This is a genomic window from Enterobacter sp. RHBSTW-00318, assembly GCF_014101375.1.
Classification (GTDB): domain Bacteria; phylum Pseudomonadota; class Gammaproteobacteria; order Enterobacterales; family Enterobacteriaceae; genus Enterobacter; species Enterobacter ludwigii.
This window is the reverse complement of record NZ_JABXQH010000001.1, coordinates 2,084,968-2,102,128: the sequence shown is the minus strand read 5'-3', so window position 1 is coordinate 2,102,128 and position 17,161 is coordinate 2,084,968. Positions and strand designations below refer to the sequence as shown.

15 protein-coding genes are annotated in these 17,161 nt (G+C 55.9%); all 15 read left to right on the top strand.

Features of this window, described 5'->3' with window-relative positions; all coding sequences use genetic code 11:
- Window positions 1–261 precede the first annotated feature (261 nt).
- The 15 genes from mraZ to ftsZ all read left to right on the top strand — a co-directional run bounded on the left by mraZ (window position 262) and on the right by ftsZ (window position 17,096).
- The gene (mraZ, locus tag HV157_RS10535) at window positions 262–720 is read left to right on the top strand and encodes a division/cell wall cluster transcriptional repressor MraZ (protein WP_025205427.1); all 459 of its coding nucleotides are present in this window, start codon (window positions 262–264) and stop codon (window positions 718–720) included.
- 2 nt (window positions 721–722) lie between these two features.
- Window positions 723–1,664 carry a 16S rRNA (cytosine(1402)-N(4))-methyltransferase RsmH gene (gene rsmH / locus HV157_RS10530; protein WP_014168623.1) on the top strand — a complete coding sequence of 314 codons (942 nt, stop codon included), beginning with the start codon at window positions 723–725 and terminating at the stop codon, window positions 1,662–1,664.
- Window positions 1,661–2,026, top strand: coding sequence for a cell division protein FtsL (ftsL, locus tag HV157_RS10525; RefSeq protein WP_008501989.1), 366 nt, complete (start codon window positions 1,661–1,663; stop codon window positions 2,024–2,026). Before rsmH ends, ftsL begins: the two co-directional genes overlap by 4 nt.
- 15 nt (window positions 2,027–2,041) lie before the next feature.
- Window positions 2,042–3,808, top strand: a complete 1,767-nt coding sequence (locus HV157_RS10520) for a peptidoglycan glycosyltransferase FtsI (protein ID WP_014168624.1) — start codon at window positions 2,042–2,044, stop codon at window positions 3,806–3,808.
- Window positions 3,795–5,282: a UDP-N-acetylmuramoyl-L-alanyl-D-glutamate--2,6-diaminopimelate ligase gene (gene murE / locus HV157_RS10515; protein ID WP_032679622.1), complete on the top strand. Its 1,488-nt coding sequence runs from the start codon at window positions 3,795–3,797 to the stop codon at window positions 5,280–5,282. Before HV157_RS10520 ends, murE begins: the two co-directional genes overlap by 14 nt.
- On the top strand, window positions 5,279–6,637 hold the full coding sequence (gene murF / locus HV157_RS10510; RefSeq protein WP_044857284.1) for a UDP-N-acetylmuramoyl-tripeptide--D-alanyl-D-alanine ligase: 1,359 nt from the start codon (window positions 5,279–5,281) through the stop codon (window positions 6,635–6,637). Before murE ends, murF begins: the two co-directional genes overlap by 4 nt.
- Window positions 6,631–7,713, top strand: a complete 1,083-nt coding sequence (mraY, locus tag HV157_RS10505; RefSeq protein WP_008501985.1) for a phospho-N-acetylmuramoyl-pentapeptide-transferase — start codon at window positions 6,631–6,633, stop codon at window positions 7,711–7,713. Before murF ends, mraY begins: the two co-directional genes overlap by 7 nt.
- Before the next feature lie 2 nt (window positions 7,714–7,715).
- Window positions 7,716–9,032: a UDP-N-acetylmuramoyl-L-alanine--D-glutamate ligase gene (gene murD / locus HV157_RS10500; protein WP_025205419.1), complete on the top strand. Its 1,317-nt coding sequence runs from the start codon at window positions 7,716–7,718 to the stop codon at window positions 9,030–9,032.
- A complete protein-coding gene (gene ftsW, locus HV157_RS10495) occupies window positions 9,032–10,276 on the top strand; it encodes a cell division protein FtsW (RefSeq protein WP_014168628.1) in 1,245 nt (414 codons plus the stop codon). Before murD ends, ftsW begins: the two co-directional genes overlap by 1 nt.
- Window positions 10,273–11,337: an undecaprenyldiphospho-muramoylpentapeptide beta-N-acetylglucosaminyltransferase gene (murG, locus tag HV157_RS10490; RefSeq protein ID WP_049023069.1), complete on the top strand. Its 1,065-nt coding sequence runs from the start codon at window positions 10,273–10,275 to the stop codon at window positions 11,335–11,337. Before ftsW ends, murG begins: the two co-directional genes overlap by 4 nt.
- Window positions 11,338–11,395: 58 nt before the next feature.
- Complete coding sequence (murC, locus tag HV157_RS10485) at window positions 11,396–12,871, top strand: UDP-N-acetylmuramate--L-alanine ligase (RefSeq protein ID WP_014168630.1); 1,476 nt, start codon at window positions 11,396–11,398, stop codon at window positions 12,869–12,871.
- A complete protein-coding gene (locus HV157_RS10480; RefSeq protein WP_020882578.1) occupies window positions 12,864–13,784 on the top strand; it encodes a D-alanine--D-alanine ligase in 921 nt (306 codons plus the stop codon). The genes murC and HV157_RS10480 overlap by 8 nt, the downstream gene beginning before the upstream one ends.
- A gap of 1 nt (window position 13,785) precedes the next feature.
- Window positions 13,786–14,628 carry a cell division protein FtsQ gene (ftsQ, locus tag HV157_RS10475; RefSeq protein WP_014168632.1) on the top strand — a complete coding sequence of 281 codons (843 nt, stop codon included), beginning with the start codon at window positions 13,786–13,788 and terminating at the stop codon, window positions 14,626–14,628.
- Window positions 14,625–15,881: a cell division protein FtsA gene (gene ftsA / locus HV157_RS10470; protein WP_006173845.1), complete on the top strand. Its 1,257-nt coding sequence runs from the start codon at window positions 14,625–14,627 to the stop codon at window positions 15,879–15,881. The genes ftsQ and ftsA overlap by 4 nt, the downstream gene beginning before the upstream one ends.
- A 63-nt stretch (window positions 15,882–15,944) precedes the next feature.
- A complete protein-coding gene (gene ftsZ, locus HV157_RS10465; protein ID WP_008501978.1) occupies window positions 15,945–17,096 on the top strand; it encodes a cell division protein FtsZ in 1,152 nt (383 codons plus the stop codon).
- The last annotated feature ends 65 nt before the right edge of the window (window positions 17,097–17,161 follow it).

Below are 17,161 nucleotides of genomic sequence, written 5' to 3'. Positions count from 1 at the left end.
GACACTTTATATTTATCTGCGATGATATTGAGTGAGCCTTAACGCTAGTGTGCATATTCGGTTTTTTTCTTACAAATATTCATAACGTTAATTTTGCCTCGCCAGTTGTGCAGTTATTAACCAGGACTGTTTATCTCTGTAAATAGAGGCCTTTCGGGCCTGTATAGGGAGAGTCCTGGCTTGACAAGCTTTTCCCTCGCTCCGTAAACTCCTTTAGGTGGGAATTTGTGGGTTAAAGTGGTGAGGAGGGGTGAGACTGGCATGTTCCGTGGAGCTACGTTAGTCAATCTCGACAGCAAAGGGCGTTTATCGGTACCAACCCGATACCGCGACCAGCTGATTGAGAACGCTACGGGTCAAATGGTTTGCACCATTGACATCAACTCCCCCTGCCTGCTGCTTTACCCCTTACCTGAATGGGAAATTATTGAGCAAAAGCTGTCGCGACTGTCGAGCATGAACCCGCAGGAACGCCGCGTGCAGCGGTTGTTATTGGGACATGCCAGTGAATGTCAGATGGATAGCGCAGGCCGGTTACTGATTGCCCCTGTGTTACGGCAACATGCCGGTCTGACCAAAGAAGTGATGCTGGTCGGGCAGTTCAACAAGTTTGAACTGTGGGATGAAACGACCTGGTATCAACAGGTCAAGGAAGATATCGACGCTGAGCAGTCTGATTCCGCGACATTATCGGAACGGCTGCAGGACTTGTCTCTATAAATATGATGGAAAATTACAAACATAAAACGGTGCTGCTGGATGAGGCCGTTAACGGCCTGAATATTCGTCCGGACGGCATCTACATTGATGGCACTTTTGGTCGCGGTGGCCACTCGCGCTTAATCCTCTCCCAGCTTGGAGCGGAAGGGCGTCTGCTGGCAATCGATCGCGATCCGCAGGCGATTGCCGTTGCGCAAACCATCGATGACCCACGCTTTTCCATCGTGCATGGACCTTTCTCTGCGCTCGCTGATTATGTTGCCGAGCGCGGCCTGACGGGCAAGATCGACGGAATCCTTCTCGATCTTGGCGTCTCTTCACCCCAGCTTGATGATGCTGAACGCGGCTTCTCCTTTATGCGCGATGGTCCACTGGACATGCGCATGGATCCTACTCGCGGTCAGTCTGCCGCCGAGTGGTTACAGACCGCGGACGAAGCGGATATTGCCTGGGTGATCAAAACCTTCGGCGAGGAGCGTTTTGGCAAGCGTATCGCGCGCGCCATCGTTGAGCGTAACCGCATCGAGCCGATGACCCGCACAAAAGAGCTGGCCGAGGTGATCGCGGCGGCGACGCCGGTGAAGGATAAGCACAAACATCCCGCGACCCGTACCTTCCAGGCGGTTCGCATCTGGGTAAACAGTGAACTGGAGGAAATAGAGCTGGCGCTAAAAAGCTCGCTCGACGTGCTGGCCCCGGGTGGGCGGTTATCCATCATCAGCTTCCATTCGCTGGAAGACCGCATTGTGAAGCGCTTTATGCGTGAACAAAGCCGCGGTCCACAGGTTCCAGCGGGGCTGCCGATGACGGAAGAACAACTCAGGAAGCTGGGTGGCCGTCAGTTGCGAGCATTAGGCAAGTTGATGCCGGGCGAAGAAGAAGTGGCACAGAATCCACGCGCCCGTAGTTCAGTGCTGCGTGTTGCAGAGAGGACGAACGCATGATCGGCAGAGTGACAGAGACCCTAAGCAAAGTTAAGGATTCGTTAGGAAGCAACGAGCGCCATGCCTTGCCTGGCGTGATCGGCGACGATCTTTTGCGGTTTGGGAAACTGCCACTCTGTCTGTTCATTTGCATCATTGTCACGGCCGTCACGGTGGTCACGACTGCCCACCACACACGCTTATTAACTGCGCAACGCGAGCAGATGGTACTGGAACGCGATGCGCTGGATATTGAATGGCGAAACCTGATCCTTGAAGAAAATGCGCTCGGCGATCACAGCCGGGTTGAACGGATCGCAACGGAAAAGCTGCAATTGCAGCATGTTGATCCTTCTCAGGAAAATATTGTAGTACAAAAATAAGGGAAAACGCGACGCATGAGAGCAGCGGCAAAAACGCTTAAACCAAAACGTCAGGAAGAACAGGCCAACTTTATCAGTTGGCGTTTTGCGTTGCTTTGCGGCTGCATTTTACTGGCACTGGGTTTCCTGCTGGGACGCGTGGCATGGTTGCAAATCATCGCCCCTGACATGCTGGTTCGACAGGGCGACATGCGTTCCCTTCGCGTTCAGGAAGTGTCGACGTCCCGCGGGATGATCACCGACCGCTCAGGCCGTCCACTGGCCGTGAGCGTACCGGTTAAAGCCATCTGGGCCGATCCGAAAGAGCTGCACGATGCGGGTGGCATTACGCTTGATAACCGCTGGAAGGCGCTCTCGGATGCCCTGAAAATGCCGCTGGATCAGCTCGCTTCCCGCGTCAACGCCAATCCAAAAGGGCGTTTTATCTATCTGGCGCGTCAGGTCAACCCTGACATGGCGGACTACATTCGTAAGCTGAAGCTGCCGGGTATTCACCTTCGTGAAGAATCCCGCCGCTACTATCCTTCCGGCGAAGTAACCGCTCACCTCATTGGCTTTACCAACGTTGATAGCCAGGGGATTGAGGGCGTTGAAAAAAGCTTCGATAAATGGCTCACTGGTCAGCCTGGCGAGCGAATTGTTCGTAAAGACCGCTACGGCCGCGTTATCGAAGATATCTCTTCCACGGACAGTCAGGCGGCACACAACCTGGCGCTGAGTATTGATGAGCGTCTGCAGGCATTGGTCTACCGCGAGCTGAACAACGCCGTCGCCTTCAACAAGGCGGAATCCGGCAGCGCCGTGCTGGTGGACGTCAGTACGGGCGAAGTGCTGGCGATGGCCAACAGCCCGTCCTATAACCCGAACAACTTTACCGGCACCGCAAAAGATGCGATGCGTAACCGGGCGATTACCGACGTGTTCGAACCGGGCTCCACGGTGAAACCGATGGTGGTCATGACGGCGCTCCAGCGTGGTATCGTCAATGAAAACACGGTCCTGAACACGATCCCTTACCGTATTAACGGCCACGAGATTAAAGACGTGGCGCGCTACAGCGAATTGACCCTGACCGGGGTTTTACAGAAGTCGAGTAACGTTGGCGTTTCAAAGCTGGCGTTAGCGATGCCGTCCTCAGCGTTAGTAGAGACTTACTCACGTTTTGGGCTTGGAAAGGCGACCAATTTGGGGTTGGTCGGAGAACGCAGTGGCTTATATCCTCAAAAACAACGGTGGTCTGACATAGAGAGGGCCACCTTCTCTTTCGGCTACGGGCTAATGGTAACGCCGTTACAGTTAGCGCGAGTCTACGCAACGATTGGCAGCTATGGCGTCTATCGTCCGCTGTCCATTACCAAAGTTGATCCACCGGTTCCAGGTGAGCGTATCTTCCCGGAATCCATCGTGCGTACCGTCGTTCATATGATGGAAAGCGTGGCGCTGCCTGGCGGCGGCGGCGTGAAGGCAGCGATTAAAGGCTATCGCATCGCCATCAAAACCGGTACCGCGAAAAAAGTGGGGCCAGACGGCCGTTACATCAACAAATACATTGCCTATACCGCAGGCGTTGCGCCTGCCAGTAATCCGCGTTTTGCGCTGGTGGTCGTCATTAACGATCCACAGGCGGGTAAATACTACGGCGGCGCCGTTTCCGCGCCTGTGTTCGGGGCCATCATGGGCGGCGTGTTGCGCACCATGAACATCGAACCGGATGCGCTGGCAACGGGTGAGAAAAGTGAATTTGTAATTAATCAAGGCGAGGGTACAGGTGGCAGATCGTAATTTGCGCGACCTTCTCGCTCCGTGGGTGCCTAATGCACCGGAGCGAGCACTGCGAGAGATGGTACTGGACAGCCGTGCGGCTGCTTCTGGCGATCTTTTTGTGGCGGTGGTCGGTCATCAGGCGGACGGGCGTCGTTATATCCCGCAGGCGATTGCGCAAGGTGTTGCTGCCATTATTGCTGAGGCCAAAGATGAGGCAACCGACGGTGAAATCCGTGAAATGCACGGGGTGCCGGTCATCTATCTCAGCCAGTTAAACGAGCGTCTCTCTGCGCTGGCCGGACGTTTCTATCACGAACCGTCCGATCGGCTGCGTCTGGTGGGCGTGACAGGTACAAACGGCAAAACCACAACCACGCAGCTCATGGCGCAGTGGGCGCAGCTGCTGGGTGAAACCGGTGCGGTCATGGGAACTGTCGGTAACGGTCTGTTGGGCAAAGTGAGCCCGACCGAAAACACCACCGGCTCCGCAGTCGACGTACAGCACGTGCTGGCCGGCCTGGCAGGGCAGGGGGCAACCTTTGCCGCGATGGAAGTCTCTTCCCACGGTCTGGTGCAGCACCGCGTGGCGGCGCTGAAGTTTGCCGCCTCAGTATTCACTAACCTGAGCCGCGATCACCTTGATTATCATGGTGATATGGAGCATTACGAAGCGGCGAAATGGCTGCTCTACTCCACCCACCATAGCGGACAGGCCATTATCAACGCTGACGACGAAGTCGGTCGCCGCTGGCTGGCGAAGCTGCCGGATGCGGTTGCGGTGTCGATGGAAGACCATATCAACCCGAACTGCCACGGCCGCTGGCTGAAGGCGGTTGCGGTGGATTATCACGACAGTGGCGCCACCATTCGTTTTACCTCCTCATGGGGTGACGGTGAAATTGAAAGCCGTCTGATGGGCGCGTTTAACGTCAGCAACCTGCTGCTGGCGCTGGCGACGCTGCTGGCGCTGGGTTATCCGATGAACGCGCTGCTGGAAACGGCCGAGCGTCTGCAGCCGGTATGTGGCCGTATGGAAGTGTTCAGCGCACCGGGCAAACCGACCGTGGTGGTCGATTATGCCCACACGCCGGACGCACTGGAAAAAGCACTGGAAGCGGCGCGTCTGCACTGCACCGGTAAGCTCTGGTGTGTGTTTGGCTGCGGTGGCGACCGTGATAAGGGCAAACGTCCACTGATGGGTGCCATTGCTGAACAGTTCGCGGATATTCCGGTTGTAACCGATGACAACCCGCGTACTGAAGAGCCGCGCGCCATTATTAACGACATTCTGTCGGGCATGCTGGATGCAGGCCGCGCTCGCGTGGTGGAAGGCCGTGCGGAAGCCGTGACCAACGCCATCATGCAGGCTCAGGAAAACGACGTTGTGCTGCTGGCCGGGAAAGGCCATGAGGATTATCAGATTGTTGGCAACCGTCGTCTCGATTATTCGGACCGCGTCACGGCCGCGCGTCTGCTGGGAGTCGTGGCATGATTAGCATCACCTTAAGTCAGGCCGCTGCGGTACTGCAGGGCGAGCTGCTGGGTCACGATTTGACCATCGATGCCGTAACGACCGATACCCGCAAAGTGACCCCGGGTTGTCTGTTTGTGGCGCTGAAGGGCGAACGTTTTGACGCGCATGATTTTGCACAACAGGCCAGGGAGAATGGTGCAGGGGCGCTGCTGGTCAGCCGTAAACTCGCTGTCGATCTGCCGCAGATCGTGGTGAAAGATACCCGTCTGGCATTCGGCGAGCTGGCGGCCTGGGTTCGTCAGCAGGTGCCGACGCGCGTCGTCGCGCTGACCGGTTCATCAGGCAAAACCTCTGTGAAAGAGATGACTGCGGCCATCCTGAGCCAGTGCGGAAATACGCTTTATACGGCAGGCAACCTTAACAATGATATCGGCGTGCCGATGACATTACTTCGCCTGACCAAAGAGCATGAATTTGCCGTGATCGAGTTAGGGGCAAACCACCAGGGCGAAATCGCCTGGACCGTGAGCCTGACGCGCCCGGAAGCAGCGCTGGTGAATAACCTGGCCGCTGCACATCTGGAAGGTTTTGGTTCGCTGGAAGGCGTGGCGAAAGCTAAAGGCGAGATCTATACCGGCCTGCCGGAAGACGGTATCGCCATTATGAATGCCGACAACAATGACTGGCTGAACTGGCAACAGATCATTGGTTCCCGCAAGACCTGGCGCTTCTCGCCGAATGCGGCCAACAGTGATTTTACCGCGACCAATATTCATGTGACTTCGCATGGCACGGAATTCACCCTTAATACCCCAACCGGGGGCATTGAGGTGCTTCTGCCATTGCCGGGTCGTCATAATATCGCCAATGCGCTCGCGGCAGCGGCGCTGTCGATGGCGGTTGGTGCGTCGCATCAGGCGATTAAAACCGGTCTGGCAAATTTAAAAGCCGTGCCGGGGCGTCTGTTCCCGATCCAGCTTGCGGAAAACAAACTGCTTCTGGATGACTCCTATAACGCGAACGTCGGCTCAATGACCGCGGCGGTGCAGGTGTTGTCTGAGATGCCAGGTTATCGCGTGCTGGTGGTGGGCGATATGGCTGAGCTGGGTGATGAAAGCGAAGCGTGTCATGTCCAGGTGGGGGACGCGGCGAAAGCGGCAGGTATTGATTGCGTGCTGAGCGCCGGAAAACTGAGCCAGGCGATTAGCCATGCCAGCGGTGTTGGCGAGCACTTTGCCGATAAAGCCGCGCTGATTGAACGCCTTAAGGCATTGATGACAGAAAAACAAATTGTGACTGTGTTAGTGAAAGGTTCACGTAGTGCCGCCATGGAAGAGGTTGTGCACGCATTACAGGAGAACGGGACATGTTAGTTTGGCTGGCCGAACATTTGGTCAAATATTATTCAGGCTTTAACGTCTTTTCCTATCTGACGTTTCGCGCCATTGTCAGCCTGCTGACTGCGCTGTTCATCTCTTTGTGGATGGGCCCGCGCATGATTGCCCGTCTGCAAAAACTCTCCTTCGGTCAGGTTGTGCGTAACGACGGTCCGGAGTCGCACTTCAGCAAGCGGGGTACGCCGACCATGGGCGGGATCATGATCCTGACCGCGATCGTTGTTTCCGTACTGCTGTGGGCTTATCCCTCTAACCCGTACGTCTGGTGCGTACTTACCGTGCTGGTGGGCTACGGCATCATTGGGTTTGTTGATGATTACCGCAAGGTCGTGCGTAAAGACACCAAAGGTCTGATCGCCCGCTGGAAATACTTCTGGATGTCGGTGATTGCGCTGGGTGTGGCCTTCGCGCTGTATCTGGCAGGAAAAGACACACCCGCCACCGAGCTGGTGGTGCCGTTCTTTAAAGATGTGATGCCGCAACTGGGGCTGTTCTACATTCTGCTGGCCTACTTCGTCATCGTGGGCACCGGTAACGCCGTAAACCTGACCGACGGTCTGGATGGCCTGGCGATTATGCCAACCGTCTTCGTCGCCGCCGGTTTTGCGCTGGTGGCGTGGGCCACCGGTAACATGAACTTTGCTAACTATTTGCACATTCCATACCTGCGACACGCAGGCGAACTGGTTATCGTCTGTACGGCGATTGTCGGGGCGGGACTGGGCTTCCTGTGGTTCAACACCTACCCGGCGCAGGTCTTTATGGGTGACGTCGGTTCACTGGCTCTGGGCGGCGCGCTGGGCATTATTGCCGTACTGCTGCGCCAGGAGTTCCTGCTGGTGATTATGGGTGGGGTATTTGTGGTTGAAACCCTTTCAGTGATTTTGCAGGTCGGGTCCTTCAAGCTGCGCGGTCAGCGCATCTTCCGTATGGCACCGATTCACCATCACTATGAACTGAAAGGCTGGCCGGAACCGCGCGTGATTGTGCGCTTCTGGATTATTTCGCTGATGCTGGTGCTGATTGGCCTGGCAACGCTGAAGGTACGTTAATCATGGCAGATTACCAGGGCAAAAAAGTCGTTATCATCGGGTTGGGGCTGACAGGCCTCTCCTGCGTGGACTTTTTCCTCGCGCGCGGCGTGACGCCGCGCGTAATGGATACGCGTGTTTCTCCGCCGGGTCTGGATAAACTGCCGGAACAGGTTGAACGCCACCTTGGTGGTCTGAATGATGACTGGCTGCTGGCAGCCGATCTGATTGTCGCCAGCCCCGGTATGGCGCTGGCGCATCCTTCACTCAGCGCCGCGGCCGATGCGGGCGTTGAGATTGTCGGTGATATTGAGTTGTTCTGCCGTGAAGCGCAGGCACCCGTTATCGCGATTACCGGCTCTAACGGTAAAAGCACCGTCACCACCCTTGTGGGTGAGATGGCGAAAGCGGCGGGCATGAACGTGGGCGTGGGAGGCAATATTGGCCTGCCAGCGCTAATGCTGCTGGATAAGGGCTGTGAATTGTACGTCCTCGAGCTTTCCAGCTTCCAGCTGGAAACGACCTCCAGCCTTCGTGCGGCCGCGGCGACGATCCTTAACGTTACTGAAGATCATATGGATCGCTATCCGTTTGGTCTGCAGCAGTACCGCGCCGCCAAACTGCGCATTTATGAAAATGCGAAGGTCTGCGTCGTCAACGCGGATGACGCCCTGACCATGCCGGTGCGCGGGGCGGACGATCGCTGCATTAGCTTTGGCATCACCATGGGTGACTATCATCTTAACCGTCAGTTGGGCGAAACCTGGCTGCGCGTGAAGGGTGAGAAAGTGCTGAACGTGAAAGAGATGAAGCTTACCGGCCAGCATAACTACACCAATGCTCTGGCGGCGCTGGCGCTGGCGGATGCCGTAGGGCTGCCGCGTTCGTCCAGCCTGCAAGCATTGACCACCTTTACCGGCCTGGCGCACCGTTTCCAGCTGGCGCTGGAGCACAACGGTGTGCGCTGGATTAACGACTCAAAAGCCACCAACGTCGGCAGTACCGAGGCCGCCCTGAACGGCCTGCACGTTGAAGGTACCCTGCATTTACTGCTGGGCGGCGACGGTAAATCGGCGGATTTCTCCACCCTGAAACCGTATCTCGCCGGGAATAATATCCGCTTGTACTGCTTTGGTCGCGACGGCAGTGAGCTGGCTGAGCTGCGTCCTGACATTGCCGAGCAAACCGAGACCATGGAGCAGGCGATGCGGCTGATTGCCCCTCGCGTGAAGCCCGGTGATATGGTCCTGCTCTCTCCGGCCTGCGCCAGCCTCGATCAATTCAAAAATTTCGAACAGCGTGGCGATCTCTTTACCCGTCTGGCGAAGGAGTTAGGCTGATGCGTTTATCTCTCCCTCGCCTGAAAATGCCGCGCCTGCCAGGATTTGGCGTTCTGGCGTGGGTGTTTGCGGCACTCAAAGGCTGGGTGATGGGCTCTCGTCAAAAAGATAACGACAGCCTGGTCATGTACGACCGTACGCTCTTCTGGCTCACGCTGGGACTGGCGGCGGTTGGTTTTATCATGGTGACCTCGGCGTCAATGCCTGTCGGGCAGCGACTGGCGAACGATCCGTTCCTGTTTGCGAAACGTGATGGCCTGTACATCATCCTGGCGTTCTGTCTGGCGCTGGTGACATTACGTCTGCCGATGGAGTTCTGGCAGCGGCACAGTACCGCGATGCTGATCGCCTCCATCATTATGCTGCTGATCGTACTGGTGGTGGGGAGCTCCGTAAACGGGGCATCGCGCTGGATTGCCTTTGGCCCACTGCGTATTCAGCCCGCGGAATTTACCAAGCTCTCCCTGTTCTGCTACCTGGCTAACTACCTGGTACGTAAAGTGGATGAAGTGCGTAATAACCTGCGCGGCTTCTTAAAACCCATGGGCGTTATTCTGGTGCTGGCGGTCTTACTGCTGGCGCAGCCTGACCTTGGTACCGTGGTCGTGCTGTTTGTCACCACGCTGGCAATGCTGTTCCTGGCCGGTGCGAAGCTGTGGCAGTTCATCGCCATCATCGGAATGGGTATCTCAGCGGTTGTGCTGCTGATCCTCGCCGAGCCTTACCGTATCCGCCGTGTGACCTCATTCTGGAACCCGTGGGAAGACCCGTTTGGCAGCGGTTATCAGCTGACGCAGTCGCTGATGGCTTTTGGTCGCGGTGAAGTCTGGGGTCAGGGGCTGGGCAACTCGGTACAGAAACTGGAGTATTTACCCGAAGCGCACACTGACTTCATCTTCTCCATTATTGGGGAAGAACTGGGTTATATCGGTGTGGTATTAGCGCTATTAATGGTATTCTTCGTCGCTTTCCGCGCCATGTCGATTGGGCGGAAAGCGCTGGAGATCGATCACCGCTTTTCAGGTTTCTTAGCCTGCTCAATAGGTATCTGGTTTAGTTTCCAGGCATTGGTTAACGTCGGGGCCGCAGCGGGTATGCTGCCGACCAAAGGCCTGACGTTGCCGTTGATCAGTTATGGTGGTTCCAGTCTGCTGATTATGTCGACGGCCATCATGATGTTGTTACGCATAGATTATGAAACGCGTCTGGAAAAAGCCCAGGCGTTTACACGAGGTTCACGATGAATCAACCGAAGCGGTTAATGGTGATGGCAGGCGGTACCGGTGGACATGTGTTCCCGGGGCTCGCAGTTGCGCACCATTTAATGGATCAGGGCTGGCAGGTACGCTGGCTGGGAACCGCGGACCGCATGGAAGCCGACCTGGTACCGAAGCACGGTATCGAGATCGACTTTATTCGCATTTCCGGCTTACGCGGAAAAGGCATTAAGGCCCAGCTTCTGGCACCGGTGCGTATTTTCAACGCCTGGCGTCAGGCGCGCGCCATCATGAAGCGTTTTAAGCCTGATGTGGTGCTGGGGATGGGCGGCTATGTTTCTGGCCCGGGTGGGCTGGCGGCCTGGTCATTGGGCATCCCCGTGGTGCTGCATGAGCAGAACGGCATTGCCGGTCTGACCAATAAATGGCTGGCGAAAATTGCCACCAAAGTGATGCAGGCTTTCCCGGGAGCCTTCCCGAAGGCGGACGTGGTGGGTAACCCGGTGCGCGTAGACGTGCTGGCGCTGCCATTACCGGATGCGCGCCTGGCGGGTCGTGAAGGGCCGGTCCGTGTGCTGGTCGTTGGCGGTTCTCAGGGCGCACGCATTTTAAACCAGACGATGCCGCAGGTTGCAGCAAAGCTGGGGGATGCGGTGACAATCTGGCACCAAAGCGGAAAAGGTGCTCAGCAGATGGTTGAGCAGGCTTACGCCGATGAAGGCCAGCCGCAGCATAAAGTGACGGAATTTATCGACGACATGGCCGCAGCGTATGCCTGGGCCGATGTCGTGGTCTGCCGCTCTGGCGCATTGACGGTGAGCGAAATTGCCGCCGCCGGGTTGCCGGCTCTGTTTGTGCCGTTCCAGCACAAAGACAGACAGCAGTACTGGAATGCGCTGCCGCTTGAGAAAGCCGGCGCCGCGAAAATATTTGAACAGCCACAATTTACCGCCGATGCGGTCGCCACCACCCTGGCGGGCTGGAACAGAGAGGCATTACTGGAGATGGCGCAACGCGCACGTGCGACCGCTATTCCTGATGCAACGGAACGGGTGGCAAAAGAAGTGAGCCTGGCAGCCCAGGCTTAACCCTCGCAGCGCGTGTTGCGCTGCACGAATTTTTTAAGTAGTCGATGGCGTTTAGAGAATGAATACACAACAACTGGCAAAACTGCGTTCTATCGTGCCCGAGATGCGTCGCGTCCGGCACATTCACTTTGTTGGCATCGGTGGTGCTGGCATGGGCGGTATTGCCGAAGTGTTAGCTAACGAAGGCTATCAGATCAGCGGGTCTGACCTGGCGCCAAACCCTGTTACGCAGCAGCTGGCGTCGCTTGGGGCGACTATCTATTTCAATCATCGCCCGGAAAACGTGCGCGATGCGAGTGTGGTGGTCGTGTCGAGCGCCATCTCCTCTGATAACCCGGAAATCGTGGCCGCGCACGAAGCGCGTATTCCGGTGATCCGCCGTGCGGAAATGCTGGCGGAGTTGATGCGTTTTCGACATGGCATTGCGATTGCCGGCACCCACGGCAAAACCACCACCACGGCGATGGTCTCTAGCATTTATGCAGAAGCGGGCCTCGACCCGACGTTCGTCAATGGTGGTCTGGTTAAAGCGGCAGGCGTGCATGCGCGTCTCGGACACAGCCGTTATTTAATTGCCGAAGCGGATGAGAGCGATGCGTCGTTCCTGCATCTGCAGCCGATGGTCGCCATCGTCACCAATATCGAAGCCGACCATATGGATACTTACCAGGGCGACTTCGAGAACTTAAAGCAGACCTTTATTAATTTCCTGCACAACCTGCCGTTCTATGGACGCGCGGTAATGTGTGTAGACGATCCGGTGATTCGCGAGCTGTTGCCGCGCGTCGGACGTCAAATCACGACTTACGGCTTCAGCGAAGACGCTGATGTCCGCGTGGAAGATTACAAACAGCTGGGTGCGCAGGGGCATTTCACCCTGGCGCGTCAGGACAAAGAACTGCTGCATGTCACCCTGAATGCACCAGGGCGTCACAACGCGCTGAATGCCGCAGCGGCAGTGGCCGTGGCGACAGAAGAAGGCATTGATGACGAAGCCATTCTTCGTGCACTGGAAAGCTTCCAGGGAACCGGGCGTCGCTTCGACTTCCTTGGTGAATACCCGCTTGAGGCGGTGAACGGTAAACCCGGTACTGCCATGCTGGTTGATGACTACGGTCACCACCCGACGGAAGTGGACGCGACGATCAAAGCCGCGCGTGCAGGCTGGCCAGAAAAAAATCTGGTCATGATCTTCCAGCCGCACCGTTTCACGCGTACCCGTGACCTGTATGACGATTTCGCCAGCGTGCTGTCACAGGTGGATACGCTCCTGATGCTGGATGTTTATGCAGCGGGCGAAACTCCTATTCCTGGTGCAGACAGCCGTTCTTTATGTCGTACCATCCGCGGACGCGGTAAAGTAGACCCTATTTTGGTTTCCGATCCTGCTCAGGTGGCTGAAATTCTGGCCCCGGTGCTGACCGGCAACGATCTAATTCTGATTCAGGGCGCGGGAAATATCGGCAAAATCGCCCGTACCTTAGCTGAAATCAAACTGAAGCCGCAAACTCAGGAGGATGAGCATCATGGCTGATAAGATTGCTGTCCTGTCTGGCGGCACATCCGCCGAGCGCGAGGTTTCCCTGAATTCAGGTGCCGCTGTACTGGCGGGCCTGCGTGAAGGGGGTGTGGATGCGCACCTGGTCGATCCGAAAGAGACTGACGTAACCCAGTTAAAGGCGATGGGCTTCGATAAAGTCTTTATCGCGTTACATGGCCGTGGTGGCGAAGACGGCACCCTTCAGGGGCTGCTGGAACTCACCGGCATGCCGTACACCGGCAGCGGTGTGATGGCCTCCGCCATTTCTATGGATAAACTGCGCAGCAAACTGCTGTGGCAGGGCGCGGGTTTACCCGTTGCCCCCTGGGTTGCCCTGACGCGTCGCGAATTTGAAATGGGCCTCTCTGATAGCGTTAATGCACGCATTGCTGAGCTGGGCTTACCGGTTATTGTAAAGCCCAGCCGCGAAGGGTCGAGCGTTGGCATGTCCAAAGTTGAGAAAGCTGAGGATTTATCTTCCGCTTTAGCCCTGGCATTTCAACATGATGAAGAAGTTCTGATTGAAAAATGGCTCAGCGGGCCGGAATTTACCGTCGCGATGCTTGGCGAAGAAATTTTACCGTCAATTCGTATCCAACCGGCCGGAACCTTCTATGATTATGAGGCGAAGTATCTCTCTGATGAGACGCAATATTTCTGCCCAAGTGGTCTTGAAGCTGAGCGTGAAACCGATTTACAGTCCCTGGTGGTTAAAGCCTGGCATGTTCTGGGTTGCCGTGGATGGGGCCGCATCGACGTGATGCTTGACAGTGATGGACAATTTTATCTGCTGGAAGCAAATACTTCTCCGGGAATGACCAGCCACAGCCTTGTGCCGATGGCAGCGCGTCAGGCGGGGATGAGCTTCTCGCAATTAGTCGTACGTATTCTGGACCAGGCGGGCTGATATGTCTCAGGCTGCATTGAACACGCGCAACCGCGATGACGAAGAAGAATACTCTTCTTCACGCCGGAGTAATGGAACGCGTCTTGCAGGTATTATTTTCCTGCTCGGGGTGCTGTGCACCGTGTTTATCAGCGGCTGGATGGTTCTGGGCTGGATGGAAGATGCGCAACGGTTGCCGCTTTCGAAGCTGGTGGTCACCGGTGAGCGTCATTACACCCGTAACGATGACATTCGCCAGACAATTCTGGCGCTGGGATCGCCTGGCACCTTTATGACGCAGGACGTCAATATTATCCAGAGTCAGATTGAACGTCTGCCATGGATAAAACAGGCGAGTGTCAGAAAGCAATGGCCTGATGAATTGAAGATTCATCTGGTTGAATATGTGCCCATTGCGCGTTGGAATGATCAGCACATGGTTGACGTAGACGGAAATTCCTTCAGCGTCCCGGCCGATCGTGTCAACAAGCAAAATTTACCGATGTTGTATGGCCCGGAAGGTAGCGAAAACGAAGTGTTACAAGGTTTTCGTGAAATGGGGCAGGTGCTGGCGAAGGACAGGTTTACGCTAAAAGATGCTGCAATGACGGCGCGCCGCTCCTGGCAACTGACGTTAACGAATGGCATTAAGCTCAACCTGGGTCGCGGGGACACAATGAAACGTCTGGCGCGATTTGTAGAACTTTACCCGGTTTTACAGCAGCAGGCACAGACTGACGGCAAACGGATAAGCTACGTTGATTTGCGCTATGACTCAGGCGCAGCAGTCGGTTGGGAACCGGCTCCGGTCGAGGAACCTAATCAGCAACAGAATCAGGCACAGGTACAGGCAGAACAACAATGATCAAGGCGACGGACAGAAAACTGGTAGTTGGACTGGAGATTGGCACCGCGAAGGTTGCCGCTTTAGTAGGGGAAGTTCTGCCCGACGGTATGGTCAATATCATTGGCGTGGGCAGTTGCCCGTCCCGTGGTATGGATAAAGGTGGGGTTAACGATCTTGAGTCGGTGGTGAAGTGCGTACAGCGCGCCATCGATCAGGCTGAATTGATGGCAGATTGCCAGATTTCCTCTGTTTATCTGGCGCTTTCGGGTAAGCACATTAGCTGCCAGAACGAAATCGGCATGGTGCCGATTTCCGAAGAAGAAGTGACGCAGGAAGACGTTGAAAACGTTGTGCATACGGCGAAATCCGTGCGCGTTCGCGATGAGCATCGCGTGCTGCACGTGATCCCGCAGGAGTATGCGATTGACTACCAGGAAGGGATCAAAAACCCGGTCGGTCTCTCCGGCGTACGTATGCAGGCAAAAGTGCACTTGATCACATGTCACAACGATATGGCGAAGAACATTGTAAAAGCCGTTGAACGTTGTGGCCTGAAAGTTGACCAACTCATTTTCGCCGGTCTTGCAGCGAGCTATTCCGTGCTGACCGAAGATGAACGTGAACTGGGTGTCTGTGTGGTCGATATTGGTGGTGGTACAATGGACATGGCCGTGTATACCGGCGGTGCGCTGCGCCACACCAAAGTGATCCCGTATGCCGGGAACGTTGTGACCAGCGATATTGCTTACGCTTTTGGTACGCCACCGAGTGATGCAGAAGCGATTAAAGTACGCCACGGCTGTGCGCTGGGGTCTATCGTTGGCAAAGATGAGAGCGTTGAAGTGCCGAGCGTGGGCGGACGTCCACCGCGCAGCCTGCAGCGCCAGACGTTGGCAGAGGTCATTGAGCCGCGTTATACCGAGCTGCTTAACCTGGTCAACGAAGAGATTTTGCAGTTACAGGAACAGCTTCGCCAGCAGGGCGTGAAACATCATCTTGCAGCGGGGATTGTATTAACCGGCGGGGCAGCGCAAATTGAAGGTCTTGCGGCCTGCGCTCAGCGCGTGTTCCATACGCAAGTGCGTATCGGTGCTCCGCTGAATATCACCGGTTTAACGGATTATGCTCAGGAGCCGTACTATTCAACGGCTGTGGGCCTGCTCCACTACGGGAAAGAATCTCATCTCAGTGGTGAAGCAGAAGTGGAAAAACGCGTCTCAGTTGGGTCGTGGGTCAAACGACTGAACAACTGGTTGCGAAAAGAGTTTTAATTTTTTTAAGAGACCGGAGAGAATTAGCGGTCTCGGGCGACAGGCACAACGGAGAGAGAAATTATGTTTGAACCTATGGAACTGACCAACGACGCGGTGATTAAAGTCATCGGCGTCGGTGGCGGCGGCGGTAACGCCGTAGAGCATATGGTGCGTGAACGCATTGAAGGTGTTGAGTTCTTTGCAGTTAACACCGATGCACAGGCACTGCGTAAGACGGCTGTAGGCCAGACTATCCAGATCGGCGGTGGCATCACCAAAGGGCTGGGCGCTGGGGCTAACCCGGAAGTCGGTCGTAATGCGGCTGAAGAAGATCGTGAGGCCTTGCGCGCTGCACTGGAAGGTGCGGACATGGTCTTTATCGCAGCGGGTATGGGGGGCGGTACGGGTACCGGCGCAGCACCTGTTGTGGCTGAAGTAGCGAAAGATTTAGGTATCCTGACCGTTGCTGTCGTGACCAAGCCTTTCAACTTTGAAGGCAAGAAGCGTATGGCTTTCGCGGAGCAGGGTATCACTGAACTGTCCAAGCACGTGGACTCGTTGATTACCATCCCGAACGACAAACTGTTGAAAGTTCTGGGTCGCGGTATCTCTCTGCTGGACGCTTTTGGCGCAGCCAACGACGTGCTGAAAGGCGCGGTGCAGGGTATCGCTGAACTGATTACCCGTCCTGGTCTGATGAACGTTGACTTTGCAGACGTTCGTACCGTGATGTCCGAAATGGGCTACGCGATGATGGGCTCTGGCGTGGCAAGCGGTGAAGACCGTGCAGAAGAAGCGGCTGAAATGGCTATCTCTTCTCCACTGCTGGAAGATATCGACCTGTCTGGTGCGCGCGGCGTGCTGGTCAACATTACCGCTGGCTTCGACCTGCGTCTGGATGAGTTTGAAACCGTGGGTAACACTATCCGTGCGTTCGCCTCTGACAACGCTACCGTGGTAATCGGTACTTCCCTTGACCCGGAAATGAACGACGAGCTGCGTGTTACTGTTGTTGCTACCGGTATCGGTATGGACAAGCGTCCTGAGATCACCCTGGTGACCAACAAACAGACTCAGCAGCCGGTTATGGATCGTTACCAGCAGCACGGTATGTCTCCTCTGACTCAGGAGCAGAAACCGGCCGCGAAAGTGGTTAACGACCCCACTCCGCAAACGGCGAAAGAGCCAGATTATCTGGATATCCCGGCGTTCCTGCGCAAGCAAGCTGACTAAGAATTGGCTGGAATTTGGGGATTTTCGCTCTTTGTGCTAAACTGGCCCACCGTCAGTGATATACA

What these genes read in the sequence shown, in the direction of transcription:
- mraZ (WP_025205427.1), top strand. Translation starts at nt 262, where the DNA reads ATGTTCCGTGGAGCTACGTTAGTCAATCTCGACAGCAAAGGGCGTTTA.
- rsmH (WP_014168623.1), top strand. Translation starts at nt 723, where the DNA reads ATGATGGAAAATTACAAACATAAAACGGTGCTGCTGGATGAGGCCGTT.
- ftsL (WP_008501989.1), top strand. Translation starts at nt 1,661, where the DNA reads ATGATCGGCAGAGTGACAGAGACCCTAAGCAAAGTTAAGGATTCGTTA.
- HV157_RS10520 (WP_014168624.1), top strand. Translation starts at nt 2,042, where the DNA reads ATGAGAGCAGCGGCAAAAACGCTTAAACCAAAACGTCAGGAAGAACAG.
- murF (WP_044857284.1), top strand. Translation starts at nt 5,279, where the DNA reads ATGATTAGCATCACCTTAAGTCAGGCCGCTGCGGTACTGCAGGGCGAG.
- mraY (WP_008501985.1), top strand. Translation starts at nt 6,631, where the DNA reads ATGTTAGTTTGGCTGGCCGAACATTTGGTCAAATATTATTCAGGCTTT.
- murD (WP_025205419.1), top strand. Translation starts at nt 7,716, where the DNA reads ATGGCAGATTACCAGGGCAAAAAAGTCGTTATCATCGGGTTGGGGCTG.
- ftsW (WP_014168628.1), top strand. Translation starts at nt 9,032, where the DNA reads ATGCGTTTATCTCTCCCTCGCCTGAAAATGCCGCGCCTGCCAGGATTT.
- murG (WP_049023069.1), top strand. Translation starts at nt 10,273, where the DNA reads ATGAATCAACCGAAGCGGTTAATGGTGATGGCAGGCGGTACCGGTGGA.
- murC (WP_014168630.1), top strand. Translation starts at nt 11,396, where the DNA reads ATGAATACACAACAACTGGCAAAACTGCGTTCTATCGTGCCCGAGATG.
- HV157_RS10480 (WP_020882578.1), top strand. Translation starts at nt 12,864, where the DNA reads ATGGCTGATAAGATTGCTGTCCTGTCTGGCGGCACATCCGCCGAGCGC.
- ftsQ (WP_014168632.1), top strand. Translation starts at nt 13,786, where the DNA reads ATGTCTCAGGCTGCATTGAACACGCGCAACCGCGATGACGAAGAAGAA.
- ftsA (WP_006173845.1), top strand. Translation starts at nt 14,625, where the DNA reads ATGATCAAGGCGACGGACAGAAAACTGGTAGTTGGACTGGAGATTGGC.
- ftsZ (WP_008501978.1), top strand. Translation starts at nt 15,945, where the DNA reads ATGTTTGAACCTATGGAACTGACCAACGACGCGGTGATTAAAGTCATC.